Source organism: Cryobacterium frigoriphilum (genome assembly GCF_004403305.1).
Classification (GTDB): domain Bacteria; phylum Actinomycetota; class Actinomycetes; order Actinomycetales; family Microbacteriaceae; genus Cryobacterium; species Cryobacterium frigoriphilum.
In genome coordinates this window covers 1-24,170 of sequence record NZ_SOHE01000063.1, presented here as the reverse complement: position 1 = coordinate 24,170, position 24,170 = coordinate 1, and the positions used below count along the sequence as shown (strand labels likewise).

Annotated in this window: 24 protein-coding genes; 14 read left to right on the top strand and 10 right to left on the bottom strand. The window is 68.7% G+C overall.

Annotation, left to right across the window (positions count from 1 at the left end):
• The 11 genes from E3T55_RS15300 to E3T55_RS15255 all read left to right on the top strand — a co-directional run.
• On the top strand, positions 1 to 290 hold a 290-nt coding region (locus tag E3T55_RS15300), incomplete at its 5' end, for a putative sulfate exporter family transporter (RefSeq protein WP_134520428.1).
• A gap of 87 nt (positions 291 to 377) precedes the next feature.
• The gene (locus tag E3T55_RS15295; protein ID WP_134520427.1) at positions 378 to 1,718 is read left to right on the top strand and encodes an O-acetylhomoserine aminocarboxypropyltransferase/cysteine synthase family protein; all 1,341 of its coding nucleotides are present in this window, start codon (positions 378 to 380) and stop codon (positions 1,716 to 1,718) included.
• Positions 1,715 to 2,326 (top strand): CoA-binding protein, encoded by a 612-nt coding sequence (locus E3T55_RS15290; protein WP_134520426.1) that lies wholly within the window; start codon positions 1,715 to 1,717, stop codon positions 2,324 to 2,326. Before E3T55_RS15295 ends, E3T55_RS15290 begins: the two co-directional genes overlap by 4 nt.
• Before the next feature lie 170 nt (positions 2,327 to 2,496).
• Positions 2,497 to 3,117 carry a WxL domain-containing protein gene (locus E3T55_RS15285; protein ID WP_134520425.1) on the top strand — a complete coding sequence of 207 codons (621 nt, stop codon included), beginning with the start codon at positions 2,497 to 2,499 and terminating at the stop codon, positions 3,115 to 3,117.
• 130 nt (positions 3,118 to 3,247) lie between these two features.
• Positions 3,248 to 3,451, top strand: coding sequence for a hypothetical protein (locus E3T55_RS20320; RefSeq protein WP_166791804.1), 204 nt, complete (start codon positions 3,248 to 3,250; stop codon positions 3,449 to 3,451).
• Positions 3,448 to 4,749 (top strand): HNH endonuclease signature motif containing protein, encoded by a 1,302-nt coding sequence (locus E3T55_RS15280; RefSeq protein WP_166791803.1) that lies wholly within the window; start codon positions 3,448 to 3,450, stop codon positions 4,747 to 4,749. Before E3T55_RS20320 ends, E3T55_RS15280 begins: the two co-directional genes overlap by 4 nt.
• A gap of 165 nt (positions 4,750 to 4,914) precedes the next feature.
• Entirely contained in the window at positions 4,915 to 6,024 is a 1,110-nt protein-coding gene (locus tag E3T55_RS15275; RefSeq protein WP_174775477.1) for a COG1361 family protein, read from the top strand.
• Positions 6,024 to 8,480: an ice-binding family protein gene (locus tag E3T55_RS15270; protein ID WP_134520423.1), complete on the top strand. Its 2,457-nt coding sequence runs from the start codon at positions 6,024 to 6,026 to the stop codon at positions 8,478 to 8,480. The genes E3T55_RS15275 and E3T55_RS15270 overlap by 1 nt, the downstream gene beginning before the upstream one ends.
• 210 nt (positions 8,481 to 8,690) lie before the next feature.
• Entirely contained in the window at positions 8,691 to 9,278 is a 588-nt protein-coding gene (locus E3T55_RS15265) for a WxL domain-containing protein (RefSeq protein ID WP_134520422.1), read from the top strand.
• A gap of 135 nt (positions 9,279 to 9,413) precedes the next feature.
• Entirely contained in the window at positions 9,414 to 10,832 is a 1,419-nt protein-coding gene (locus tag E3T55_RS15260) for an L-serine ammonia-lyase (RefSeq protein WP_134520421.1), read from the top strand.
• Positions 10,833 to 11,017: 185 nt separating this feature from the next.
• Positions 11,018 to 11,500, top strand: a complete 483-nt coding sequence (locus tag E3T55_RS15255; RefSeq protein WP_134520420.1) for a LysM peptidoglycan-binding domain-containing protein — start codon at positions 11,018 to 11,020, stop codon at positions 11,498 to 11,500.
• Between the two features lie 147 nt (positions 11,501 to 11,647).
• Here the strand turns inward: E3T55_RS15255 and E3T55_RS15250 are convergent, their stop codons facing one another.
• The 6 genes from E3T55_RS15250 to E3T55_RS15225 form a co-directional block, all read right to left on the bottom strand.
• Positions 11,648 to 12,502, bottom strand: coding sequence for an ABC transporter permease (locus tag E3T55_RS15250; RefSeq protein WP_134520419.1), 855 nt, complete (start codon positions 12,500 to 12,502; stop codon positions 11,648 to 11,650).
• The gene (locus tag E3T55_RS15245; RefSeq protein WP_134520418.1) at positions 12,499 to 13,461 is read right to left on the bottom strand and encodes an ATP-binding cassette domain-containing protein; all 963 of its coding nucleotides are present in this window, start codon (positions 13,459 to 13,461) and stop codon (positions 12,499 to 12,501) included. Before E3T55_RS15245 ends, E3T55_RS15250 begins: the two co-directional genes overlap by 4 nt.
• Positions 13,462 to 13,502: 41 nt before the next feature.
• Positions 13,503 to 14,354 (bottom strand): DUF4097 family beta strand repeat-containing protein, encoded by an 852-nt coding sequence (locus E3T55_RS15240; RefSeq protein WP_134520417.1) that lies wholly within the window; start codon positions 14,352 to 14,354, stop codon positions 13,503 to 13,505.
• 77 nt (positions 14,355 to 14,431) lie between these two features.
• Positions 14,432 to 14,920 (bottom strand): histidine kinase, encoded by a 489-nt coding sequence (locus tag E3T55_RS15235; RefSeq protein WP_134520416.1) that lies wholly within the window; start codon positions 14,918 to 14,920, stop codon positions 14,432 to 14,434.
• Between the two features lie 93 nt (positions 14,921 to 15,013).
• The gene (locus tag E3T55_RS15230; protein ID WP_134520415.1) at positions 15,014 to 16,069 is read right to left on the bottom strand and encodes a Gfo/Idh/MocA family protein; all 1,056 of its coding nucleotides are present in this window, start codon (positions 16,067 to 16,069) and stop codon (positions 15,014 to 15,016) included.
• 123 nt (positions 16,070 to 16,192) lie between these two features.
• Positions 16,193 to 18,733, bottom strand: a complete 2,541-nt coding sequence (locus E3T55_RS15225; RefSeq protein ID WP_134520414.1) for a DEAD/DEAH box helicase — start codon at positions 18,731 to 18,733, stop codon at positions 16,193 to 16,195.
• A 75-nt stretch (positions 18,734 to 18,808) separates the two neighbouring features.
• Here E3T55_RS15225 and E3T55_RS15220 point away from each other — a divergent pair, with 75 nt between their 5' ends.
• On the top strand, positions 18,809 to 20,428 hold the full coding sequence (locus E3T55_RS15220) for a molybdopterin-dependent oxidoreductase (protein WP_134520413.1): 1,620 nt from the start codon (positions 18,809 to 18,811) through the stop codon (positions 20,426 to 20,428).
• A gap of 15 nt (positions 20,429 to 20,443) precedes the next feature.
• On the opposite strand, the gene E3T55_RS15215 is transcribed toward E3T55_RS15220, so the two are convergent.
• Positions 20,444 to 20,740 (bottom strand): hypothetical protein, encoded by a 297-nt coding sequence (locus E3T55_RS15215; protein ID WP_134520412.1) that lies wholly within the window; start codon positions 20,738 to 20,740, stop codon positions 20,444 to 20,446.
• 61 nt (positions 20,741 to 20,801) lie between these two features.
• Positions 20,802 to 21,152: an antibiotic biosynthesis monooxygenase family protein gene (locus tag E3T55_RS15210; protein WP_134520411.1), complete on the bottom strand. Its 351-nt coding sequence runs from the start codon at positions 21,150 to 21,152 to the stop codon at positions 20,802 to 20,804.
• Between the two features lie 132 nt (positions 21,153 to 21,284).
• Here E3T55_RS15210 and E3T55_RS15205 point away from each other — a divergent pair, with 132 nt between their 5' ends.
• A complete protein-coding gene (locus E3T55_RS15205; protein WP_134520410.1) occupies positions 21,285 to 21,779 on the top strand; it encodes a hypothetical protein in 495 nt (164 codons plus the stop codon).
• 506 nt (positions 21,780 to 22,285) lie between these two features.
• On the opposite strand, the gene E3T55_RS15200 is transcribed toward E3T55_RS15205, so the two are convergent.
• A complete protein-coding gene (locus E3T55_RS15200; RefSeq protein WP_134520409.1) occupies positions 22,286 to 22,825 on the bottom strand; it encodes a DUF4287 domain-containing protein in 540 nt (179 codons plus the stop codon).
• 150 nt (positions 22,826 to 22,975) lie between these two features.
• Here E3T55_RS15200 and E3T55_RS15195 point away from each other — a divergent pair, with 150 nt between their 5' ends.
• Positions 22,976 to 23,353, top strand: coding sequence for a hypothetical protein (locus tag E3T55_RS15195; protein WP_134520408.1), 378 nt, complete (start codon positions 22,976 to 22,978; stop codon positions 23,351 to 23,353).
• 122 nt (positions 23,354 to 23,475) lie between these two features.
• Here the strand turns inward: E3T55_RS15195 and E3T55_RS15190 are convergent.
• On the bottom strand, positions 23,476 to 24,170 hold a 695-nt coding region (locus E3T55_RS15190), incomplete at its 5' end, for a (2Fe-2S)-binding protein (RefSeq protein ID WP_174775476.1).

Below are 24,170 nucleotides of genomic sequence, written 5' to 3'. Positions count from 1 at the left end.
CGCCCGCCGCGCCGCCCGCACCCGGCGCGCGCCGCCCGCCGCTCGTGCCGCTGTTCGTGCTCGGCTTTCTCGCCCTCGTTCTCGTGCGGACCTGGCTGCCGGTGCCGCCCGCGATGCTCGAGGCGGCATCCGTCGCCCAGACCGCGTTGCTCGCCATGGCCCTGTTCGCCCTCGGCTCCGGCATTCGTCTGGGCGAACTCGCACGAACCGGTGGCCGAGCTCTCGCCGTGGGCCTCGCGTCGTGGGCGCTGATCGCCGGGCTCGCACTCGCCGCCGTACACCTGTCGTGAGCCGCCGACCCGCTGGCCCGCCGTGTTCAATGTCGTCGCGTTACGACACCTCAGCGCGTTGTCGGTGGTGACGGCTACCGTAGGGCCATGGCAGATCGCGAGTACGGCTTCTCAACCCGCGCAATTCACGCGGGCAACATTCCCGATGCGGTAACCGGCGCGCGCGCCCTACCCATCTACCAGAGCACGGCGTTCGTCTTCGATGACACCGCGGATGCCGCGGCCCGGTTCGCGCTGCAGAAGTACGGCAACGTGTACTCCCGGTTGTCGAACCCGACCGTCGCCGCGTTCGAGGAGCGCATTGCGAGCCTCGAGGGCGGACTCGGCGCCGTCGCCACCGCGAGCGGGCTCTCTGCGCAGTACATCACGTTCGCGAGCCTCGTCGGAGCGGGAGACCACATCGTCTCGAGCGCCGCCCTCTACGGCGGATCGATCACCCAGCTCGACGTGACTCTGCGCCGCTTCGGCGTGGACACGACCTTCGTGAGCGGTACCGACCCGGCCGATTACGCCGCAGCGATCACCGACAAGACCAAGTTCATCTTCGCCGAGATCGTCGCCAACCCCTCGGGCGAAGTCGCCGACATCGAGGGTCTCGCCGCCGTCGCCCACGCCGCCGGCATTCCGCTGATCATCGACGCGACCCTCGCGACCCCGTACCTGTGCCGCCCCATCGAGTGGGGCGCCGACGTCGTCATCCACTCAGCGACCAAGTTTCTCGGTGGGCACGGCACGACCATGGGCGGTGTCGTCATCGAGAGCGGCCGCTTCAACTGGCACAGCGACAAGTTTCCGCTGTTCGGCCAGCCGGTTCCGAGCTACGGCGGACTGGAATGGGCCGGCAACTTCGGCGAGTACGCCTTTCTCACCCGTTTGCGCGCCGAACAGCTGCGCGATATCGGTCCGGCCCTCGCCCCGCACTCCGCCTTTCTGCTCGCCCAGGGCGTCGAAACGCTGCCGTACCGCATGCAGGCGCACGTGGACAACGCACGCGTCGTGGCGGAGTGGCTCGAAGCCGACCCCCGGGTCGACTATGTCAACTGGGCCGGACTGCCGAGCCACCCGCACTACGAGCGTGGTCTCAAGTACCTGCCGAAGGGTCCTGGATCGGTCTTCAGCTTCGGCGTGAAAGGCGGTCGCGACGCCGGCCGCACCTTCATCGAATCGGTCGACCTGGCCAGCCACCTCGCCAACATCGGCGATGCGAAGACCCTCGTCATCCATCCCGCCTCGACCACCCATGCTCAGCTGAGCGACCAGCAGCTGCTCGACGCGGGTGTGCTGCCGGGACTCGTACGTCTGAGCGTCGGCATTGAAGACGTCGCCGACATCATCTACGATCTCGACCAGGCCCTGACCAAGGCCACCGCGGGCCAGTCGACGCCCGCCGAGCCCGTACTCGCGAGTGTTACCGGAGGCACCGAATGAGCACCACGCTGACAGACGCCACGCAGACCGACGGCACGCTGGCCGACGGCACGCAGACCGTACAGCTCGTCAACGGGCTCAGCTGCTCGGTGCCGACAGATTCCCCGCTCGCCAAGCTGCTCAAGTCCCAGCGCACCTGGGTCGGCCCCGACGCCAAGGCGCGCCTGAAAATTCTGCGCGAAGCGAAGTCCATCGCCATCGTGGGGGCCTCACCGAACCCGGCCCGTTCGAGCTATTTCGTGGGCACCTACCTGCAGCAGTCGAGCGGCTACCGCGTGTACTTCGTCAACCCGAACGCCGACACGATCCTCGGCCAGAAGGCCTACCCCAACCTCGCGTCGCTGCCCGAAGTACCGGACATCGTTGACGTGTTCCGACGCGGCACCGACATTCCCGCCGTCATCGACGACGTGCTCGCGATCGGCTCCCCCGTGATCTGGGTGCAGCTGGGCATTTGGAACCAGGAAGCCGCCGAATACGGCGAATCCAAAGGACTCACCGTGGTCATGGATCGCTGCATCAAGATCGAGCATGCGCGCTTTCACGGCGGCCTGCACCTGCTCGGTTTCGACACCGGCCAGATCACCGCGCGCAAGACAATCCGCTAGCACGAGGCTGCCGGGGCACCACTCGGGTGTCCCGGCACGGCCCGGACACAGGTCAGGACCTTTGGCGGTAATTGCAGCCGCTGCACTTTGCTACGATATGACTCTATAACCGGGAATCACGCTGATAAGCACGGATGCGAAATCAGTAGAACCCAAGGTCAAAGGGTAAAATGTCGAACTGGCGCCGCGCACTCCCCGCTCTCGTTCTCCTGTCCGTGGGAACGCTGGCAGGAACCATTTCGGGGTCGACCCTTGTGGCTCACTCGGCCGCGGCCGCTACCGACTCAACCGACACGATCAGCGTCGCAATCACCGGCGGCCCACTCACGGCCGTCGTGACCGCACCAGAAGCGATGAGTGCCGTGCGTCTCGACGGCGTGACCGTGCAGAGTTCCGTGGGCACCGCATCCGCCTGGACCATCACGAACGCCCGCGGCTCCGGCGCGGCCTGGAGCCTCTCGGCCAGCGCCACCGACTTCATCAGCGCCGCTGGCAGCACCGACACGGACGCCCGCACCCTGCCCGCCGAGAGCCTCACCATCACGCCCGGATCGGTCACTCCCTTCAACGGGGGCGTCGCCGATGCCGCACCGCAGACGGTGCCGGTCACCATGTCACACCAGGCACAGGCCCTCGTCTGGTCACCGAAACTCGGCAAGGGCGCCTTCGCCCTGACCCCGACGTTCAGCCTGACCGTTCCCGCCAACGCCTACCGGTCAAACTTCTCGGCCGACCGTGAGACCTCGCCGCAGAATCCCTACGTCTCGGTGCTGACCTTCACGATCAGCTAGCTAGCTAGCAGCGCGCGGCCCGACCGCCGCACTTCCCGCCGACCGGAATGAATGTCGGTGGGTAAAGAATGTCGGTGGGTAAAGAATGTCGGTGGGTGCTGAGAAGATCTCATCATGACAACCTCCACCGATGCCCTTCTCGAAAGCACCGCGCTCGTCGCCGCTGCCTTCGCCGACGCGCTCAGCGGGCGGTTCGTCGGTGCTGATGGGGTCGGTGCTGCTGGGTTCGGTGCTGCTGGGTTCGGTGCTGCTGGGTTCGGTGCTGATGGGGTCGGTGCTGGCGGGTACGATGCTGGCGAAGGCTCGCGTGCGGCACGTGATCTGCAGGGCATGAGTGATGCCGAGCTGCTGACCGTCACCGACGCCATCTTCGCGGCCCAACGCCAGGTTGAGGCCCTCGCGGCCCGCGCTGCCGGCGAGCTGCAGGACCGGTTCGAGCACGATGCCGGCTCGCACGGCATCGCGGCCAAGACCGGATGCCGCAACGCGGCGGTGCTGCTGACCGACGTCGGTCAGATTTCCCTGGCCGAAGCCGGTCGGCTCTGCCGGGTCGGCAGCGCTACCCGGCCGCGGGTGAGTCTGCTCGGTGAGCGGATGCCGGCCCCCTATCCGCAGGTCGCCGCCGCCCTCGACGCGGGAGCGTTGAACGTGGACTCCGCCGCGTTCATCACCCAGAACCTCGCCCAGGCCGCCCCGCGCGCCACGGCAGAAGACCTCGACCTGGCCGAACAGGCCCTGGTCAGCTTCGCGACCGACAACCCGGTCGATTCGGTACGCAAGCTCAGCATCCGCTACCGCGACGCTCTCGACGTGGACGGCATCGAACCGCGCGAAGAAGTGCTCGTCAGCCGCCGCTCGCTCGTGCGCACGGTGCTGCCCAACGGCATGAAACGCTACGTGCTCGAGGCCGACCCGGTGTCGGCGGCGTTCTGTGACGCCGCCATCGATGCTCTGGTTGGTGCCGAGCTGCGCAGCCCGCGCTTCGAACCGACCGAGAACAGTGATGACGGCGACGGCTGTGCCGAATCGCACGAACTGCTCACCGAGACCCGCACGATTCAGCAGATGAGTTTCGACGCCTTCGTAGACATTGTGCGGCACGCCCTATCGTGCACGCAGGGCCCCGGCCCCCTCGCCCACACCACCGTCATCGTGCGGATGACCCTGCAATCCCTGCTCGACGGCCTCGGTGAAGCCCAACTCGACGGCATCGAACAGCCCATCTCCGCCGGAACCGCCCGTCGCCTGGCCGTCGACGCCCACATCATCCCAATGGTGCTCGGCGGCGACAGCAAAGTGCTCGACTTCGGCGTCGGCCGACGCCTCTTCAGCCACGCGCAGAAGCTCGCTATCGCCGAACGCGACGGCGGCTGCGCCACCGCCGGCTGCAACCGACCCGCCAGCTACACCGAGGCCCACCACATTCTGTGGTGGAAAGCCCACGGCGGCCCCACCAACCTCGACAACTGCACCCTGCTGTGCGGGCCATGCCACCATCGCATCCACCGGGAAGGGTGGGACATTCTGGTCAAGAACAACGTGATCTACTTCATTCCACCCGCCAGCATCGACCCCAACCGACGCCCACGCCGCGGCGGACGACCACCACTACCCAACCCGACCGCGCGGTGACTGTCCGGCAATCTTGAGCCAACCCTGACCCAACGTTGCGCCCCCGACACCGACTTCGCACGCCCCCCGTGTGAGGATTAACCCGTCGGGCTGCGGCCTCCCGCACCCGCGCGCACAGGCACCCGGATGGGGGCCGATACGGCATTCTCAGCTAAGGTTCACCCCATGACACACCCCACTTCGAGGGCCTCCGCCCCGCGCCGGCTGGCCCTGCTGGTCGCGCTCGCCGCGCTGGCCCCGATGCTGTTCGCGCTCGTGCCCGCGGCACCGGCGGCCGCCGTCGACGACGGAACCCTCGGCATCCGCCCCGAACTCGAAGCGGACTTCTTTCACATCACCCTCGACGCCGGGTCAAGCATTGACGCCACGGCCATTGTCACCAACCACACCAACGCCGATGTGACACTGCTTACCTATGCCGTTGACGGCATGAGCACACCGCAGGGCGCGTTCGCGCTCGCCGACCAAGACGACACCCAGGTCGGTTCGGGAGCCTGGGTGTCCGTCGATTCGGCGAGCATCACGGTTCCCGCCGAGTCCGACGCCCGCGTTCCGTTCACGCTATCGGTGCCGGTCGGCACCAGACCGGGCGACTACCCGGGCGGTCTGATCATTCAGAGCCCCACCATCGAGGGCGAAACCACGACCAACGAGGGCGACGCCGCGCTGCGGCTCGATGTGATCCAACGCCAGGGCGTGCGGATCTACCTGACCGTGGCCGGTACGGCCGTCGAAACGCTCGAACACGGCGATCTCAGCTACGACCGAGCCGACGGCGCGCTGACCTTCACCCTGCCGATCACCAACACCGGCAATTCGATTCTGAACCCCACCGCCGAACTCGACCTCAGCAGCGTGATCGGCGCCACCGAGACCGTGACCTTCACGGCGCCCGAGAGCATCCTGCCCGGAGCCACACTCGATCTGACCGCTCAGATCACGCCGGCGCCGTTTCTGCAGCTCGGCACCGCGACCGCCACCCTCACCTCGGCGGCCGGCACCGACACGGCCAGCACCGGAGTCAACTACGCGCCCTGGTGGTTCGTGGCCGGGTTGCTGCTCGTGCTCGCGGCTGTCGGCTTCGCAATCTGGCGCATCGCGCTGTTCGTGAAAAAGGCCCGCGCCGCGCTCGCCCAGATCTCCCAGGCGGCCACGCCGGCCACGCCGGCCACGCCCAGCACGCCCAGCACGCCCAGCACGACGACGGATGCCGCCACCATGCCCACCGCCACCACTCCGCCGGGTGAGCTGCCGCTCCGCCGGCCACGCACCTGATGCCCGCCCACCGACGGCGGGCACCGCACCACCGCCGGTGGACCGCCCGCGCCCTGCTCGGTGCCCGCACTATGCCCGGTGCCCGCACCTTGCTCGCGACCCTGAGCGGCGCGGCGCTGCTCGCCGGGCTGCTCGTGGCGCCGACCCCCGCCGCCGCGGTCGAGTCCCCCGTCGACCTCGGCACCGCGCAGACTTACTCGCTGCTGGCCGGCACGTCCATCGCCAACACGGGGCCCTCGACCTACAGCGGCGACATCGGCACGAGCCCCGGAACCACCGTGTCGGGGTTTCCGCCGGGCATCGTCACCGGCGATATCCACCCGGGCGACGCTGCGGCGACCCAGGCCAGGGTCGACCTGCAGAACGCCTACAACGACGCCTCGACCCGGGCGCCGACCGCAACCATCGCCGGCGACCTCGCCGGCCGCACTCTGACGGCCGGCATCTATAAGGCCACCGCCGCCATCTCGGTCAGCACCACCCTCACGCTCGACGCGCAGGGCAATCCCGACTCGGTCTTCATTTTTCAAATTGACGCGGCCTTCGACGTGGCCGCCGGCAGCGAGATTCGGCTGCGCAATGGCGCACGCCCGGCCAACGTGATCTGGCAGGTCGTGGGGGCCGTCGCGCTCGGCGCGACGGCATCCTTCGCCGGTACCATCATGGGCCTGGCCGCGATCGCCGTCGGCGCCGGCACGACCGTCACCGGCCGAGCTCTGACCCTCAACGGGGCCATCGCCCTGTCGAGCAATATCTTCACCACCGAACCCACCGTGAACCTCGGGGCTGCGGCCGCGTATTCGGTGCTGGCCGGGGCATCCGTCGTCAACACTGGCGGCACCACGCTGAGCGGCGATCTGGGCGTGAGCCCCGGCAGCACCGTCACCGGGTTTCCGCCCGGTGTCGTCTCCGGCACGATCCACTCCGGTGACGCCGCGGCGGCACAGGCCAGAGCCGACCTGCAGACCGCGATCGGGGATGCGGCGGCTCGGGTGCCGACCGCGAATCTGAGCGGCACCCTGTCGGGACGTACGCTCACCGAGGGCGTGCACCACGCCTCCGCCGCGCTCACGCTCGGAACAGAGCTCGTGCTCGACGGTCAGGGCAACCGCAACGGCGTCTTCATCTTTCAACTTGACGCCGGCCTGACCACCTCGGCGGGCAGCGTCGTCCGACTCGTGAATGGCGCGCAGGCCTCCCGCGTGGTCTGGCAGGTGGCCGGCGGCGTGTCGCTCGGCGGCGCATCGACGTTCATGGGCACGATTCTCGGCGAGTCAGGCATCAGCATCGGCAACGCCACCGGGTTCACCGGCCGGGCCCTGACCCTCGGCGATACCGTGGCGCTCAACACGAACATCTTCATCACCGCCCAGCCGGTGAACCTCGGATCGGCGGGCAGCTACGCGGTGTTGGCCACGACATCCGTCGCCAGCACCGGAATCAGCACGATCGGCGGCGACATCGGGGTGAGCCCCGGCACCGCGATCACCGGTTTTCCGCCGGGAACCCTTTCGGGGTCGCTGCACCCCGGTGACAGCCACGCGGCGGCGGCGCAGGCCGACCTGCAACTCGCCTATAACGACGCCGCAGCGCGCACCCCGACGGCGACCCTCACCGGGGACCTCGCCGGCCGCACCCTCACGGCCGGCATCTACCGTGCGGGCGCCGCGCTCGCCAACAGCACCACGCTGACCCTTGACGGCCAGGGCAACCCGAACGCAGTCTTCATCTTTCAAATTGAGGCGGCCTTCGCGGCGGCAGCGGGCAGCTCGGTGCTGCTCATCAACGGCGCCGACGCCAGCCGGGTGTTCTGGCAGGTCGTCGGTGCCGTCTCACTCGGCGCGACCGCCTCGTTCTCGGGCACACTCCTCACCCTCGCCGCCATTTCGGTCGGAGCGGATGCGACCTTCGCCGGTCGCGCCCTCACCCTCGGCGGTGCCGTGGCGCTGTCCAACAACGTGTTCACCAACCCCACTCCGGTCGCCGGTCCACTGACCGCCACGACCTCGGGCGCCTCCCTGTCGGCGGTCGTGCTGCAGGGCATCGAGACCCAATACTCAACGGGAACCTCGGAACAGTGGGTGATCGTGGATGACCGCGGCACCGGCGCCGCCTGGACGCTGTCGGTGAGCGCAAGCGTTCCCACGAGCGCCGCCGGCACCATCGAGACGGTACCCCGTACCCTGCCGGCGGAGGGTCTGGTCATCATTCCCGGCACGATCACCGCCGGTGCCGACGGCGGCCCGGTCGACGGCATCAGCGCCCCGACCCTTGCTCTGTCGGAAACCGCGCAGACACTCATCACCACGAGCGGACCCCATCGCGGCAGTTACCTGCTCTCGCCGAGCTTCAGCCTCGCCATTCCGCCCAACGCCTACCGCTCAAATTTCACCGGAGCCATCGACGGTTCGCCGCTGAACCCCTACGTGTCGGTGCTGACCTTCACCATCAGTTAGCCGCTCCCCAGAGGGGATGCGACAACCTTGAGCTAACCCTGATTCAACCCTGCGCTGGCGAGCGTGGCATCCCGTACCCCCCGTGTGAGTATTGGGATATCGCCACCGGAACCCGTTCCAGCGGATGACGAATTCGGCCTCACGGCCTGCACAGTCCGCTCTTCATTCTTCCTCCGGTCTCACCGGAACCCTCTCTGAAAGACTCACACCATGCGCGCACGCACCTCGATCTGCGGAATCATCGCCACCACCGGCATCCTCTTCTTCGCCGCCCTCACCCCCGCGAACGCCGTCGACAGCACCGACACGATCGATTCGACCGTCTCGGCCGGTAACCTCTCGGCCACCGCCACAGCCCCCGACGCCATGACCGGCGTCACCCTCGACGGCATCAACGCGAAGACCTCGACCGGCACCGCCTCCGCGTGGAACATCACCAACGCCCGCGGTTCCAACGCCGCCTGGAGCCTCACCGCGAGCGCCACCGACTTCACGAGTGCCGCCGGCACCATCGATCTCACCGCCCGCACGCTGCCCGTCGGCAACCTGACCATCACGCCCGGCACCGTCACCGCCGGCGCCGGCTCCGACACCGCGCCGACCACGAGCGCCGTGGTCATGAGCGGCACCGCCCAGTCGCTCGTGTCCTCCAGCACCCTCGGCAAGGGCAGCTTCAGCCTCGCCCCGACCTTCAGCCTCGCTGTTCCGGCCAACTCGTACCGCTCCAACTTCTCTGCCGCTGTCGGCTCCACCGCCGTGAACCCCTACGTTTCCACCATCACCTTCACCATCGCGTAGTCTTCACCCACGCCGGTTTCGTCGGCGCTGCCGTTCGCGGCCCTCGCACTCAAGCCCTCCGCTGACCATCCGCGGGGGGCTTGACCCATGTGAGACCTGTTCGGGGGTGTTCGGGGGGAGGTTTACGATGGACGGGTGACTGCGTACGTCTCGGCTCTCGACCTGTTCTCCATCGGCATCGGTCCATCCAGCTCCCATACCGTCGGACCGATGCGGGCCGCGGGGGTGTTCGCACAGCAACTGGCCGACTCCGGGCTGCTGCCGCAGGTCGTGCGGGTGCACTGTTCGCTGTTCGGTTCTCTCGGCTCCACCGGCCTCGGCCACGGCACGCCCGACGCGGTACTCGCCGGCCTCGCCGGCTTTCGGCCGGAAACCTGCGATCCGAACGACGTGCGCGGCGCGTGGTCCGGCCTGGCGCCGGGAGCCACGCTCACCCTCATCGGCGGCCACACCATTGCGATTGCGGCGAGCGACGTGCACTTCGAACCGCGCACCCGGCTGCCGGGCCACCCCAATGCGCTGACGCTGTCGGCGTGGGGCGAACCGGCCGACCCCGGGCAGACGAGCTCCGGGCAGACCGGACCCGAGCCCGCGGTGGCGCTCTTCGAGCAGACCTTTTACTCGATCGGAGGCGGTTTCATTCGGCAGGACGGCGAGCGGCCGGCCACCCGGTCAGGCGCCCCATATCCGCTGCCCTATTCGTCGAGCGCCGAACTGCTCGCCCTCTGCGATGAGTACGAGCTCGCTATCTGCGATGTCGCGCGCCGCAATGAAGAGGCGATTCACGGCGCCGCCACGCTCGACGCCGGGCTCGACGCGATCTGGAACGCGATGCACGTCTGCGTCGAGGCCGGTCTGAACGCCACCGGTACCCTGCCGGGCGGGCTGAAGGTCAAGCGCCGTGCCGCCGCGGTGCGTCAGCGCCTCGAGGAATACGACCGGCTGCCACTGCGGGAACGCGACACCTCGACCGAGTGGCTGCACGCCTTCGCCCTCGCGGTGAACGAGGAGAACGCGGCCGGCGGCCGGGTCGTGACCGCGCCCACCAACGGGGCTGCCGGCATCATCCCGGCCGTCGGCCACTACTATCTGCGGTTCGTTCCGGGGGCGGATGCCGGAGGGCTCCGCCGGTACCTGCTGACCGCGGTGGCCATCGGGTCACTGGTCAAGGCCAACGCCTCGATATCGGGCGCGGAAGGCGGCTGCCAGGCGGAGGTCGGATCGGCGTGCGCGATGGCATCCGGTGCCCTCTGCGCGGTGCTCGGCGGCACCCCCCGCCAGGTGGAGAACGCGGCGGAAATCGCGATGGAACACCACCTCGGCCTCACCTGCGACCCGGTCGGCGGACTCGTACAGGTGCCCTGCATTGAGCGCAACGCGATCGCGTCGTCGACGGCGGTCTCGGCCGCGCGCCTCGCCCTGCACGGCGACGGAACCCACCTGGTCTCGCTCGACACCGTGATCGAGACCATGAGGCAGACCGGCCTCGACATGTCGACGAAGTACAAGGAGACGAGCGAGGGCGGCCTTGCCGTCAACGTCATCGAGTGCTGAACCACCCCCTGAACAGGGGTCAACCGGCCGTCTAGTCCTGCCCCTAAGCTGATAGAACAGTTCCTGCGGCCGGCTTGATGGCCTGTCACCAGGGCATTATCAGCAAGGGGGCCGACATCATCCGCCACACACTGCGCCCAACACTGCGCCCAACAGCGCGCCCAATACCCCGCTCTCGGCCGCGGATGCGGCGGGTCGCCCTGCTCGCGCCGGCCCTGCTGCTGCTCGTGGGCTGTGCGGGCGAACCGGCCCCGGTCGTGACCGTGACGATCACGCCCACAGTGGAGCCGTCGCCGTCGCCGTCGGCCACGCCCACCCCCACACCGACTGTCGAACCCGAGCCCGTGATGACCGCGGAACCGGAGGCGGAACTGATTCCGAACCCGCAGGTTCCCACGATCGTGCCCAACGCCGAGCCCGAACCCCTGCCGCAGGGGCCGGCGATGGACCTCGGGGCAACGGCCGGGGCCCGCGGTTCGGCCGTGGCCAACGGCGCCGGCGCCCTCATCACCTACCAGGTCGTCGAGGGCGACTCGTTTTTCGACATCGCCCAGCGCTTCAACGTTCCCGTGCAGCTGATGCTCACCATGAACCCCTCGGTGCCCGGCCTTGGCGAGAACATCTACATCAACCAGACGATCAACCTCGATTGGACCGCCAAGCTCTAGCCCCCGGTCGTGCGGCAGCGTCCGCCGGGGTCCCGAGCGTCACGGCACTCGTTTGGCGAGCCGGCACTCCGTGCACCGAGTGCCGGCGAGCGTAGTGAGTGCCGCGACGGAGTGGCACCGGCCGCCCCCCTGGCCGGCATCCGCTCGCTAGGAACGCACCGACTTGCGGTCGTAGTTCGCCGCGGACCAGACGTAGCCGATGAGCACGATCACGAGGCACCAGCCGACCGCGAGCACCGGGTTCACGCCGAGCGGGGTGCCGAGCAGCAGGCCGCGAATGGTCTCGATGAACGCGGTGAAGGGCTGGTACTGCGCGAACCAGGCCAGCCCCGCCGGCATCGAGTCGGTCGGAACGAAGCCGCTGCCGAGAAGCGGCAACAGCGTCAGGACGAGCGGCATATTGCTCGCTACCTCGACAGACTTGGCCTGAATACCCATCGCGACCCCGAGCCAGCTGATCGCGTAGGCGATCAGGGCGACCATGCCGGCGGCGGCGACCCACTCGACCGGCGAGGCGGTGGGGCGAAAGCCGATGGCCACGCCGACGCCAAGCACGAGGGCGACAGCGATGATCCCCTGGATGGTGTTGCCGAGCACATGCCCGGCGAGCACCGCGGCCCGGGAGATTGCCATGGTGCGAAACCTCGCCGTGATGCCCTCGGTCATGTCCATTGAGACCGTCGTCGCGGTGCCGCCGGCGGTGCCCGCGAGGGTGATGACCAGGATGCCGGCCATGACATAGGCGAGATAGGCCGCTCGACCGCCAGCCGGGTCGACTCCGGGCAGGCCGGCGCCGAGGGTGCCGCCGAACACGAACACGATCAGCAGCAGGATCACGACCGGGCCGACAATGGTGAAGACCGACAGGCCGGGGTAGCGAATCATGTGCAGCAGGTTGCGGTTCAGCATCGTGACCGAGTCGGCGACGACGTGCGAGGGGCGACGCAGTCCCGGGGCCGGCGGTCGCTTGGCCGGCGGCAGTTCGATGGTGCGTGTGGTCATGATGCTGTTCCTTTCGTGTCGACCCGGCCTGCCCGCTGCGCCTTGCCGGTCAGAGCGAAGAACACGTCATCGAGATTCGGGGTGTGGATGCTGAGATCGGCGACCTCGAGGCCCGCCCTGTCGAGGCGGTCGAGCACGGTCCGCAGGGCGCCGACCCCGCCGTCGCTCGGCACGGACAGCACGAGCCCGGTGTCGTCACGCTGTGACCCGTCAAGTAACTGGGTTGCCGAATCGAGCGCGACGGCATCCGCGAACCGCAGCCGGAGGTGCCCGCCGGGAACGAGTCGCTTCAGCTCGTCGGGGGTGCCGTTGGCGACGATCCGGCCGCCGTCGAGCACCGCGATGTGGTCGGCGAGCTGATCGGCTTCCTCGAGTTGCTGCGTGGTCAACAGCACGGTCGTGCCCTGCGCCACCAGGCCGCGAACGATGTCCCACATCGTTCGGCGGCTGCGCGGGTCGAGTCCCGTGGTCGGTTCGTCGAGAAAGATCACGGCGGGCCTCGCGACGAGGGTCATCGCCAGGTCGAGGCGGCGGCGCATTCCGCCGGAGTAGGTCGCGAGGGGTGTGCGAGCGGCCTCGACGAGGTCGAACTGCTCGAGCAGTTCGGCCACCCGGGTTTTCGATCGCTTCGCGCCGAGATGACGCAGCCGCGCCATCAGCAGCAGGTTCTCTTCGCCGGTCAGCAGGCCGTCGACGGCGGAGAACTGGCCGGTGAGTCCGATCTCGGCGCGCACGCTGTCGGCCTCGCGCCTCACGTCGAAGCCGGCCACGAGCGCCCGTCCGGCATCCGCTCGGATGAGGGTGGAGAGGATGTGCACGATGGTGGTCTTGCCTGCACCGTTCGGGCCTAACAGCGCGAAGACCGTCCCGGGCGGCACGTTGAGGTCGACTCCGTCGAGCACGACGTGTGCTCCGTAGGACTTGCGCAGCCCGCGGACGTCAATCGCTGGGGTAGTCATGGGTGTCGTTCCCTTCTTCCGTTGGTTCTGCTTCTGCTGATTCAGCGCGCTCGCTGCACGGTGATGTCGCCGAACTGCGTGCGCGCGCGCACGGCGACGCTCTGCTCCGACTCAGCGGGGGCGGTATCACCGGCGATCTCGTTGCGCACATGGCCGTCTTTCGAGGACAGGTCGAGCCAGGCGGGAACGCCGGGCCGCACGCCGATCCTGATCTGGCCGAAGCCGCTTTCCACCTCGATGGAGCCGCTCGAGATTTCGCGGAGCTCGATGCTGCCGTACGCAGTCTTCGCCGCAACGGAGGCGAGCGCCGTGCTGATCTCGAGATCACCGTACGAGAGTTTCGCCTCGAGGGCGCCACGCGACAGACCGACGGTAATACTGCCGTGCGAGGCCTTGAGGATCGCGTCGCCATCGACGGCACCAAGCCGGATCTGGCCGTGATCAGCGGTTATCTCACTGGAGCCGTGGGCAGTGCCGACGGTGGCGCTGCCGTGGCCGGCCCGCAGCCAGAGGTCACCCGTGGTGTCGAGCTCCACGCTGCCGGTGGAGCTCTTGATTCGCGTGGCGCCGAGGCGTCCGGTCGTGCTGAGGTGCCCCACCGCGATCTCGGCGGTGAGCCGCGATCCGGTCGGCAATTCGATCTTCACGTCGGCCGAGTCGGTCGGGCCAGGGCCGATCCAGCTGAGGCGCGGCTTCGGGCCGGTAATGGTGAGCTGCTGGCCGTCGAAAGCGACCTTGGTGTCTTCGGCGCCTCGGCGATCGACCGCCTTGCCCGGGTTGGTCGGGGTCACGGTCACGACCGTGTCGGCCCGGTCAGTCGCGATGACCTCGATGCGGCCGACCTGCAGGTTGATGGCGACGTCGATCGCGGCGGGGGTGTTGTAGGTGGGCACGCTGGCGCCTCCCTTTCTCGGGTTCGTGAATTCTTCAGGTACAGCTGGTCGGCCTCGCGGGCCGCGTGGGAGTGCGGTTAGCGCGCCCAGCCCACGAAGTTGTCGCCGGTGCGCAGCGTGCGCTGCGCGGATCGTCTCTGCTTGGGGGCGAGGGAGGCCGCAACGGCACGCACGAGCCAGGTGTTGACCGAGAGGCCGTCGGCCGCCGCCGCATCGTCGACCCGGGCCTTGAGGGCGTCGGGCAGGCGCAGGGTCGTACGGGAGGTACTCGCATCATCGAGCACAGCGGATGCCGCGGGCGGGTCGTCACTGTCGACCTCGGCATTCGAGTGGGTCACGACGAAGTCGATCTCGCGGCCACGAAGCCGCAGATCGACCGAACCCGGAGCGAGCTCGCGGGTGATTTCAGCGACCGCGGCCGAGAGCGCGTCGAGAATCACGAGCCGCACCGCGGCATCGAGCCCGGCGGCCAGCCGCTCGGCGACGACGCGCGTGTCCTCGGAGCCGTTCGCCGCGGCATCCACCAGCTGGCGCTGCAGATCGCTGATGTGCTGTTCCAGTTCCATGACACCATCATGACACCATCATGGTGTCGTGTCAACGATTCATGGTGTCAGGATTCATGGTGTCAGGATTCATGGCGTCACGATTCGAGTCGGTTAGCGACTGCCGTCGTGGATCCGCTCGATGAGTTCGATCACTCGCAGGGAGTCTCGCGGGTCGACCGGCAGCGTCCCTCCGCGCAGCAGGGCGTCGGCGACACCCTCATAGAAGGCCGCATAGTTTCCGGGTCGGGTCGGTTCCGGTACCAGCGCACCGTCAAGGCCCAGCAGGCCCCAACGGTCGTGCGGCACCTCGCCGAAGCCGGGATCCGTGGGCGCGCCACCAACCTTGAGCGCCGGTTCCTGCGAGTCGAGCCCCCAGGTCGTGTAGGCGGCTGCCGACCCGAGCACTCGAAACCGTGGGCCTTTCTGGCCGGTGAGTCCGTTCATCCAGAGGTGCGAGCGCACGCCGTTCGCGTGCTGCAGGGCGACGAAGGTGTCGTCGTCGGCCGGGCCGCCCGGCTGCCGGGTCAGAACCTCGGCGTAGACGTCGTCGACCGGGCCGAACAGAACGAGCGCCTGGTCGAGCAGGTGCGCGCCCAGGTCGTAGAGCACGCCGCCGCCCTCTCGCGGGGTCGCGGCTGCCTTCCAGGCCTTGCCCTGTCCGGGCTTGAACCACTCGAAGCGTGATTCGAAACGCCGTACCTCGCCGAGTCGCCCGGCCGCAATCAGGGCCTGCAGGGTGAGAAAGTCGCCGTCCCAGCGCCGGTTCTGGAACACCGTGAGCGAGAGCCCGAGGCGCTCGGCCTTGGCAATGAGTTCGCGGCCGTCATCGGCGGTGACCGCGAAAGGCTTATCGATGACGACGGCGATCCCCGCGTCGAGGGCGGCGTGCGCCAGCGGCGCGTGCGTGGCCGGCGGGGAGGCGATGACGATGAGATCGAGGCGGGCCGCGGCATCCGTCAGCAGCTCGTCGGCCGTATTCACGAGGCGGACCGACGGATGCTGCGCCGCGGCCTGGCCGCGCCGATCGGCGTCGGCCGTGACGATGGTGTCGAGCGCGAACTCGGGATGCGCCGCCAGAAACGGGGTGTGGAACACCCGCCCCGACAGCCCGTAGCCGATGACGCCGGTGCGAATAAGCCCCGGCTCGTGTGACCCCTGTGAACTCATACGTTTACGTTATCCCGCGAGAGCGGGTGACGTGTCGTTGTGACGTGCTCAGACCGACGATTCACCCGCTCTCGCGGACCGGGCAGCGGGCAGCGGGCAGCGGGCAGCGGAAGGTCGAGCGAGTTAGAGGCGATTGACGCCGGTGACGCGCACGACGGCCTCGCCCAGGTCATCGCTCTCCGCGAGGTCGACCTCGGCGCTGATGCCCCAGTCGTGGTCGCCGGCGGGATCGTCGAAGATCTGGCGCACGATCCAGGCCGTCTTCGTCTCTTCGATCATCAGCAGCTCGGAGCTGCGCGCGTTGCCGCCGGTGAGCAGCTCGTCGTGTTCGGCGTAGTAGCCGTCCATCGCGGCGCCCCAGTGCTCGTCGCTGAACCCGTGAACCCGGTCGAGTTCGCCGAGTGCCTCGTAGTTTTCGAGCGCTGCGAGCTGCACGCGTCGGAACAGCTCGTTGCGCACCAGGATGCGAAAGGCCCGGGTGTTCGTGGTGAGACGGCGCGGCGCGGGCGGCAGAATGGCCTTCGCGCCGGCCTCGTGCTCGGCGAGATCGGGGTGAATCAGCTCCTCCCACTCGTCGAGCAGGCTCGAGTCGACCTGTCTTACCAGTTCACCGAGCCATTCGATCAGGTCGAGCAGATCCTCGGTCTTGGCCTCGTCGGGAATCGTCTGCCGCGCCGCCCGATAGGCGTCGGAGAGGTAGCGCAGCACGACACCCTCGCTGCGGGCGAGCTTGTAGAACGCGATGAACTCGCCGAACGACATCGCCCGCTCGTACATGTCCCGCACGACGGTCTTGGGCCGCAGCTCGAAGTCCGCGATCCATGGCTGGGACTGCTTGTAGGTGTCGAAGGTGTAGGTCAGCAGCTCTTCGAGGGGCTTGGGGTAGGTGATCTCCTCGAGCAGCGCCATCCGCTCGTCGTATTCGATGCCCTCACGCTTCATCGCGTTGACGGCGTCACCGCGGGCGGCGAACTGCTGCCCCATCAGCACCGGACGCGGGTTGTCGAGGGTCGACTCGAGAATCGAGATCATGTCGAGGGCGTAGTTGCCCGTTCCCGTTTCTTTCGTCGGATCCGGGTCGAGCAGCTCGAACGCGGCCAGCGCGAACGGCGACAGCGGCTGGTTCAGGGCGAAGTTCGCCTGCAGATCGACGGTCAAGCGGATGTCGTACCGGTCGTTGAGCGTGTCGAAACGCTGCTCGACGATGCCGGCCGAGCGCAGCGTCTTGTAGATTCCGAGGGCGCGGCGAGCGAGCACGAGCTGGCGTTTCCACGGCTCGTGGTTGTCGAAGACGAGGGCGTGCACGTGGGCGAAGGCGTCGCCGCCGCGGCCGATCACGTTGATGAGCATCGCCGCGGTCATCTGCATGCTCGAGTGCAGGGTCTCCGGCTCGGCGTCGACGAGCCGCCGGAACGAGGGCTCACCCCACGACACGAAGCCCTCCGGCGCCTTTTTACGAATGATCTTGCGCTTCTTCTTGGGGTCGTCGCCGGCCTTTTCGATGGCCTTGAGGTTCTCGGTCTCGTGGTCGGGCGCCTGGATCACGACCGTGCCGGCGGTGTCGTAGCCGGCCCGACCGGCCCGGCCGGCGATCTGGTGAAACTCTCGGGCGTTGATCTGGCGCATCTTCACGCCGTCGTACTTGGTCAGCGCGGTGAACAGCACCGTGCGAATCGGCACGTTGATGCCCACGCCGAGAGTGTCGGTGCCGCAGATCACGCGCAGCAGGCCGCGCTGGGCGAGCTGCTCGACGAGGCGGCGGTACTTGGGCAGCATGCCGGCGTGGTGCACGCCGATGCCCATGCGAATGAGGCGGGACAGGGTTTTGCCGAAGCTCGTCGTGAAGCGGAATCCCCCGATCAGCTCGGCGATCGCATCCCGCTGCTCGCGCGTGGCGACCTTCGCGCTCGCGAGCGCCTGCGCGCGCTCGAGGGCCGCGGCCTGGGCGAAGTGCACGATGTAGACCGGCGCCTGCCCGGTCTTGATCAGGTCTTCGACCGTTTCGTGCACCGGCGTGGTCTCGTAGAAGTAGTGCAGCGGCACCGGGCGTTCGACGCCGGTGACGAGGGCGGTCTCGCGGCCGGTGCGGCGGCTGAGGTCGTCGGCGATGGACTTCACGTCGCCGAGGGTCGCCGACATGAGGATGAACTGCACCCGCGGCAGGGTCAGCAGCGGCACCTGCCAGGCCCAGCCGCGGTCGGGGTCGGCGTAGAAGTGGAACTCGTCCATGACGACGAGGTCGACCTCGGTGTCTTCACCGTTGCGCAGAGCGAGGTTCGCGAGGATCTCGGCGGTGCAGCAGATGATCGGGGCGTCGGCGTTGACGCTCGAATCGCCCGTCATCATTCCGACGTTCGCGGCGCCGAAAATCTCGACCAGGGCAAAGAACTTCTCGCTGACGAGGGCCTTGATCGGTGCGGTGTAGAAGCTGCGCTTGCCGGCCGAGAGGGCGGCGAAGTGGGCGCCAACGGCCACGAGCGACTTGCCGGTTCCGGTCGGCGTGCTGAGGATCAGGTTGGCACCCGAGACGATCTCGATGACCGCTTCCTCCTGCGCCGGGTAGAGGCGCAGCCCCTGGGCGGTGGCCCAGGCTTCGAAAGCCTCGAACAGAACGTCGGGATCGTGATCGTGATCGGTGTGCGGAAGTCTCTCAAGCGTGGCCATGGTGCCTTAAGACTGCACTATTTTTCGTAAGCTTTTCCACTCCTTGGGCACAGCTGGCCTTTGTAGGCTCGGGGTATGCCTCACGCCGACGTCTCCCCCGCCCCGCGCGCCCCACTCTTTCGCGGCCCGCGGTTCTGGTTTCCGGCCCTGGCCGGGGTAACCGCCGCCCTGGCCGGAGTCGGCGCGGCCGAGCTCACCGCGGCACTTTTCGCCCCGACGGCCGGCCCGATCGTGGCGATTGGCGCCCTGCTCATCGATCTCGCCCCGGCCGGCGTGAAGGACTTCATGATCGCCGTTTTTGGCACGGCGGACAAGATCGCTCTCATCGTGCTGATCGGCCTCGTGCTGTTCGTGCTGGCGCTGCTGGCCGGGGTGCTCGAATACCGGCGGCCGCCGTTCGGCCGGGTGCTCGTGGTCGTCGCCGGAGCGATCGCCCTGTTTGCCGCGCTGTCGCGAGCCAGCGCCTCGAGCTTCGATGCCCTGCCCTCGGTCGTGGCGATGGCCGTCGCCGCCATTGTGCTGACCGTGCTGATGACGAAGCTGCGGGTGCCGGGCCTGCTCGAGGGCGAGCGGCCGCCCGGCCGCCTGACGCTGACGGGTGAGCGGGCCCCCGACCGCGAGGCCGGCCTCGACCGCCGCCGCTTTCTGACCTGGACCGGCGTCAGCGCGGGAATCGGGTTTCTCGCGCTGGTCGGCGGGCAGGTCAAGCTCGCCGGTACGCGGGCCGCGGATGCCGCACGCGCCCTCTTCACGCTGCCCACGGCATCCGTCACCGCCGCCCCGATCGCCGCCGGGGCGAGCTTCGACATCGACGGGCTCGCCCCGATCATCACGCCCAACGCGGATTTCTACCGCATCGACACCGCGCTGCAGGTGCCGCGCATCGACCCGACCCAGTGGCGCCTGAAGATCACCGGCATGGTCGAGAACGAGGTGGAGTTAGGCTTCGCCGACCTGCTCGCCCTGCCGCTCGAAGAGAGCGTGACGACCCTCGCGTGCGTCTCCAACTACGTCGGCGGCGACCTGATCGGCAACGCGAAGTGGCTCGGCTATCCCATTCGAGAGCTGCTCGCGCGGGCGAAACCGACCGCGGACGCCGACATGGTGCTCTCTACCAGCCAGGACGGCTTCACCGCCGGCACCCCCATCGAGGCCCTGACCGACGAGCGCAACGCCATCCTCGCCGTGGGCATGAACGACGAGCCCCTGCCGCTCGAACACGGCTACCCGGTGCGCATGGTCGTGCCCGGACTCTACGGCTACGTCTCGGCGACGAAATGGGTCGTGGAGCTGAAGCTCACCCGCTTCGACCAGGAGAAGGGCTACTGGACGCCGCGCGGCTGGTCGGCCCTCGGCCCGGTCAAGCTGCAGTCCCGCATCGACGTTCCGCGAGCGACCGCGCCGCTGACGGCCGGCCCGATCACCGTCGCCGGCGTGGCGTGGTCGCAGCACGTGGGCGTCAGCGGCGTCGAGGTGCAGATCGACGACGGCGACTGGGCTTCGGCGACCCTCGCCGACGCGATCTCGATCGACACCTGGAGGCAGTGGATGTTCACCTGGAACGCCACGTCCGGCGGCCACACCGTGCGGGTGCGGGCGACGGATGCCGAGGGCCTGGTTCAAACGGCGGCCACCGCCGACGTCGCCCCCGACGGCGCGACCGGGCACCACGCGATCAGCGTGAACGTCTCGTAGCCGCGCTTGCGGGGGTTACGAGCGCTCGACCCGCGGGCGACTGATGGCGAACAGCTCGACGGCGAGGCCGACGATCGTGAGCGTCCAGGCCAGGATGCCCAGCTCGGTGAACGTGAGCAGGAGTGCGCCGGTCAGCATCAGCAGGATCGCGATGAGAACGCTCACCACCGAGGTGCGGCTGTAGTTGAAGCGCACCGACGGCCGGGCGGCGGCCGGGGTCGCGGCGGCCGGGGTCTCGCCAGCCGGGGTCTCGCCAGCCGGGGTCTCGCCAGCCGGGGTCGCGGCGGCCGGGAGCATCTCTGCGGAGGTCATGTCCCCAGCCTACGACTGGTTTATCCACAGTCCCCCGGCACGCGCCCGCGATCGGCGCGGATCAGCCCTGCGAACCGCCGGCGATCGCGTACGACCACAGCTCGCTGCTGAGACCGACGTGCGAGGGGGCGGGCTTGGCCTCCGCGCTCGGGTCGGCCGTCGCGGGTTCGCTGCGCTGGCCGTGTCCGTGCCCGAACGCCGGTGAAGACAGCCAGGTCTGAAAGGACTCTTCGTCTGCCCAGCGGGTGATGACGAGCCAGGTGTGGCGGTCGGCATCCGTCGGTTTCAGCAGCTCGAAGCCTTCGAAACCGGCCTGACCGTCGACCGCTCCGGCACGGGCGGCGAAACGCTGGGCGAGCTCGTCGCCGCTGTCGGCGGGAACGGTGATGGCGTTGATCTTGATGACGGTCATGGGCTGCTTTCGTCAGGGGCTGAAGTGGTTCAGAAGTGGTGGTTCAGAAGTGGTGGTTCAGAAGTGGTGGTTCAGAGGTGCTGGCTCCATCGTGGCACGACAGGCTGCGAGCCAAGCCCCTAGGGTGGGGTGATGATGTGGCACCGGTACCGCTGGCTTCTGGTCACGGCTCCGCTGCTCGGTTTCGTACTCGGCGTGCTGGCCTGGGCGATCACGGTGCTCGGAGGTAACCGTCAGTTGCGCGAGAGCGGGGGCCTGCCCGAGGCGGTCGGCGCGGCGTTTCCCTTCGCGCTCACGGGCGCAGTCGTCGCCGGCGCGGCCCTGGCCGGCGGCTGGTCGCTCGTGGCCACCCGCGACCGCGGCCTGAGCAGAACGGCCGGCGCTCGGTCGGTGCAGGCCGCCAGTGGCGCGGTTCTGGGCGTGCTCGTGCTGGCACTCGCGCTCGGGGTGATATTCAGTGGCGGCGGCTTCTTCGTCTGGTACGGTCTGTTCGTCGCGAGCATCCCGGTAACGATTGTGACCGCAATCGCTGCCGGCGGGTTGGTGCACCTGGCCGAGCGGTGGCACCTGCGCACGCCGTCGCCGCCCGTCGAGCACGTCGCCGCGAGCCCCTGGACCGACTTCTGACGTTGCGGCAGAGCTATGGCGCGGCTCCTGCATCGGTTACTGAGCGGCTGCTGCGCGGCGTGTGAGGCGGCGGGACACGTCCTCGCCGCCCCTGGATCCACCAACGGATGCCCGGGGCGGGCGTGGCGCCCGAAAGCTGCATGTGCGCCTGTGATCGCGGGCGCACGTGCAGGTCTTGGGCGCATGAGCGCGCGGGAGTGCAGCTTTTGAGCGCACGAGCAGCTTTGCCTCGCATCAGAACGAGCACGTTTCCGGCGCGCGTGCGGGATGTGGGCGCAGCAACAGTATTCCGGCGCACGACCCCGTGCAGCTCTTCACCGCAGAAGCACGTTTCGCGCGCACGTGCAGATTTCCGGTGCACGACGACGTGCAGGATCTGAGCGCAGCAGCAGGATTCGGGCGCACAACCGCGGGCAGCTCTTGGTGACACGAGCAGGTCGTTGGGCACAGGCTCGTCGGGGGCACAGACGCCGTCGCGCGTGTCGGGCCGGCGCGGGCGGGCGCGGTCAGGCGCGGTCGTAGGCGGCGCGCAGCCAGGCGAGCAGTTCCGCGTCGACCTCCGAGAGCGCGGTCACCGACACTTTGTGGGTGCACATGCCCCCGGTCAACAACAGGCGCTCGGTCGGCGGAGTGTCGCCCAGGTTGACGCCGAGTTGCAGCCGCTTGGCGCTCGGTGCCTCGATCAGGGCGAACTGTTTGTGCCGCCGAAGCGACACGCTGGCTTTCTTCGGGGTGATCTCGACATCCGTTCCGAAATCGGTCACGGCCACGACGAGAGCATCGTAGAGCGGACGCAACGCCGCCTTCGCGCCGGCGTACTGCGCGCCGACCAGATCGTCGTCGACCTGCGAGACCCCGCGGTTGCGGTACTGCAGCACGATGCCGTTGGCAAAGCCGTGGCTCACGCCGTGCTCGGCCTTGAGGTGATTCATCAGCGCCGTGTGCTTGTCGAGGCCGGTCGCCTCGAGCACGGCGAACCACTCCGGCAGGCTCTTGCCGGTCGCGGCGGGCAGGTTGTCGATCATCGACTGCAGGGCGGGGTCCATGCCGCCAGTCAACACCCGAATCGCACCTCACAGCGGGGTCCCGCGGGCGAGAGTCGCCCGACACAGTCGGATACCGCGGAGCAATGCGGCCGAAACCGCGCGCCCGTAGCCTCGAAGCATCGCGTCGACGAAACCGGCAAGGACCCCGCCATGACCCCTGTTTCACCTTGGAACGTTGCCCCGCGCTGGAACGCCATCATCCTCAGCCTGCCGCGCACCCCGCTGCGACCCTCACTCGACGCCGTGCGCACGGCCGATCGGGTTTCGATCGTGGGGCTTACGCATCATTCCGACGCGGATGCCAGCCACTGGGCCGCGGCGATCGCCAGCGGCTTGCACAGCCTGCGCGAGGACACAGCCGAGTTCACCGCGGTAGTCGGGAGCGCGCATCCGCTGCTGGCCCAACACCTTGCAGGGCTGCTGCAGGACCTGCCGCGAGCCCTCGTCGCGCGCGGACTCGACCTTCCCGTCGAGCTCTACCGAACCCGCACACTGCGCGAGGCGCACGCGCACCTCTTCTGCACCTGACCCACCCGCACCCTGCGACGCTTTGTGGCGAAAGCAGGACGATCTGAGCGAGTGTCGTCGTATGCAGGATGAAATGGCCCGTTTCTGACGTCGGATCCTGCTTTCGCCACGCAGGCGGCGGGTCAGGCAGCCGCACCGGCCGTGAAGCGCTCGAGCACCTCGCCGATGCGCACCTTGCAACCGCCGCAGCCGGTGCCGGCGCGGGTTGCGGTGCCGATGCACGCCACTGTGCCATTGCCGGCCTCCTGCGACGCCGCGATCGCGCCGACGGTGACGCCGTTGCACCAGCACACGGTCGCGTCGAGCGCGAAGGCGCTTCCGGCGGCCGGCTCATAGTCGGGTCCGTCGTAGCGCAGCAGCACCGAGCGGTCGGCGGGCAGCTCGCTGCCGCGTTCGAACAGCAGCGTCAGTTCGGCGGCGGTGCGGGGCATGCCGACACAGACGAAGCCCTCGAGGATGCCGTCACGGGTGACCGTTTTCACGTAGCGGCCGTGCTCCGGGTCGGCCCACTGCGCCACCCTGAGTGGGCTCGGCCCACAACCCTCTGCATGCGGGCGGATGTCGGCGGCCGGCTCGTCCCACGGGTCTGCGCTGGTGTTTCCCACGGCGACAACATCGATCCCCTCGGCCTTCAACATGACCACGGCGGGCAGGTTCGCCGGCAACGTGACGTGTACCGCGGCATCCGTCGCCGGGGCGGCATCGCCGGGCTGTGCCCAGGCCAGCTCGGCCACGAACCGGGCGGCGAGCCAGTCGGCCTGCCGCCAGCCCGGCCCGATGAGGCCCGAGGGGCCTCCGCTCGGCCGGGACGCCGCGG

Bases quoted from the DNA above. Each gene is read 5' to 3' on its own strand.
- E3T55_RS15200 (WP_134520409.1), bottom strand. From the start codon at position 22,825: ATGGACCCCGCCCTGCAGTCGATGATCGACAACCTGCCCGCCGCGACC.
- E3T55_RS15225 (WP_134520414.1), bottom strand. From the start codon at position 18,733: ATGGCCACGCTTGAGAGACTTCCGCACACCGATCACGATCACGATCCC.
- E3T55_RS15270 (WP_134520423.1), top strand. From the start codon at position 6,024: ATGCCCGCCCACCGACGGCGGGCACCGCACCACCGCCGGTGGACCGCC.
- E3T55_RS15265 (WP_134520422.1), top strand. From the start codon at position 8,691: ATGCGCGCACGCACCTCGATCTGCGGAATCATCGCCACCACCGGCATC.
- E3T55_RS15245 (WP_134520418.1), bottom strand. From the start codon at position 13,461: ATGACTACCCCAGCGATTGACGTCCGCGGGCTGCGCAAGTCCTACGGA.
- E3T55_RS15255 (WP_134520420.1), top strand. From the start codon at position 11,018: ATGCGGCGGGTCGCCCTGCTCGCGCCGGCCCTGCTGCTGCTCGTGGGC.
- E3T55_RS15275 (WP_174775477.1), top strand. From the start codon at position 4,915: ATGACACACCCCACTTCGAGGGCCTCCGCCCCGCGCCGGCTGGCCCTG.
- E3T55_RS15195 (WP_134520408.1), top strand. From the start codon at position 22,976: ATGACCCCTGTTTCACCTTGGAACGTTGCCCCGCGCTGGAACGCCATC.
- E3T55_RS15285 (WP_134520425.1), top strand. From the start codon at position 2,497: ATGTCGAACTGGCGCCGCGCACTCCCCGCTCTCGTTCTCCTGTCCGTG.
- E3T55_RS20320 (WP_166791804.1), top strand. From the start codon at position 3,248: ATGCCCTTCTCGAAAGCACCGCGCTCGTCGCCGCTGCCTTCGCCGACG.
- E3T55_RS15230 (WP_134520415.1), bottom strand. From the start codon at position 16,069: ATGAGTTCACAGGGGTCACACGAGCCGGGGCTTATTCGCACCGGCGTC.
- E3T55_RS15215 (WP_134520412.1), bottom strand. From the start codon at position 20,740: ATGACCTCCGCAGAGATGCTCCCGGCCGCCGCGACCCCGGCTGGCGAG.
- E3T55_RS15235 (WP_134520416.1), bottom strand. From the start codon at position 14,920: ATGGAACTGGAACAGCACATCAGCGATCTGCAGCGCCAGCTGGTGGAT.
- E3T55_RS15250 (WP_134520419.1), bottom strand. From the start codon at position 12,502: ATGACCACACGCACCATCGAACTGCCGCCGGCCAAGCGACCGCCGGCC.
- E3T55_RS15205 (WP_134520410.1), top strand. From the start codon at position 21,285: ATGATGTGGCACCGGTACCGCTGGCTTCTGGTCACGGCTCCGCTGCTC.
- E3T55_RS15210 (WP_134520411.1), bottom strand. From the start codon at position 21,152: ATGACCGTCATCAAGATCAACGCCATCACCGTTCCCGCCGACAGCGGC.
- E3T55_RS15295 (WP_134520427.1), top strand. From the start codon at position 378: ATGGCAGATCGCGAGTACGGCTTCTCAACCCGCGCAATTCACGCGGGC.
- E3T55_RS15290 (WP_134520426.1), top strand. From the start codon at position 1,715: ATGAGCACCACGCTGACAGACGCCACGCAGACCGACGGCACGCTGGCC.
- E3T55_RS15280 (WP_166791803.1), top strand. From the start codon at position 3,448: ATGAGTGATGCCGAGCTGCTGACCGTCACCGACGCCATCTTCGCGGCC.
- E3T55_RS15220 (WP_134520413.1), top strand. From the start codon at position 18,809: ATGCCTCACGCCGACGTCTCCCCCGCCCCGCGCGCCCCACTCTTTCGC.